Here is a 934-nt window from a genome sequence, read left to right as displayed (position 1 = left end):
TCAAGAGGCACAAAGCGGCTAAAAACCGCAGAACCATCAAATGCTTTTGCTCGCTCCCAAGGCAAGCCTTGCTTTTTGAGAGAAGATTGCAGGCCGCGTTTCGTCAGGTCTAGCCCCAAACCCACGGCGGCGTATTGACCGTCTTTGATTAGAAAGCAGATTTCCGCTTCATAATGCAAAGGTTCTTGATGAAATGAGCGTAAGATCGTCGATACAGAGGTAGAAGGTTTATTAAACACCACCATTTGTTCTGGAATAGCATTGTCCAACTCATGGATGTGCTCAACGTAATTACGTCCAACACACAGCACTTTTCCAACTTCTACTTTCTTTTCTTCAACTTGAATGACGCTCATTGATCTTCCCTGCAAAACAAAAACATCATCATAATCTAACCTTTTGATGGAACAACACTAGAACGCGCTCTGAAGTATCGAAAATAAGACATTCAGCCCGTTTTATGTTTTGTGTCATCAGTTTGAAACGCATGTTGATTCTTCGAAAAAACGAAAAAAGCCAGCATCATGCTGGCTTTTGAATCGATAACTGTAACGACAATTATAGGTAGTAACGTGCACCAAGTGCCCATTTGTCATCAGTTTTGCGGTCGTTAGCGTCGTTCAAGTCAAACTGGTAACCCGCATAACCCACAAACTTAGGTGTGAAGTTGTATTCTGCTTGCAGCGCCATTTCTTCACGAGCCGTTTCTGTCTTCGCGCCTTTCACATCTTTGCCTTCAACCATTTCGTAGTTGATGCTCAGGTTTAGCCTATTCGGCAGTGCATAAGCGATCAACGCTTCGTACGCGTCGCTTTCAGCTAGACGAGTTTTACCGTCGAAGTTCATGTTTTCGTTCGAGCCGTAAACCGCTGCTAGGTACAAGCCTTGACCGTAAGAACCGTATGCCGCAGAGACTAGGTGAGATTCAGCTGAA

1 protein-coding gene and 1 pseudogene are annotated in these 934 nt (G+C 44.4%); both read right to left on the bottom strand.

Annotation, left to right across the window (positions count from 1 at the left end):
• Window positions 1-356 (bottom strand): fumarylacetoacetate hydrolase family protein (locus R8N49_RS25625; RefSeq protein WP_318190269.1); only part of this gene is annotated, 356 nt, incomplete at its 3' end.
• 202 nt (window positions 357-558) lie between these two features.
• Window positions 559-934 (bottom strand): annotated as a pseudogene (locus R8N49_RS25620) (porin); the annotation flags it as partial.

This window comes from Vibrio sp. 1978, assembly GCF_033344345.1.
This window is presented reverse-complemented; position numbering and strand designations above follow the sequence as displayed.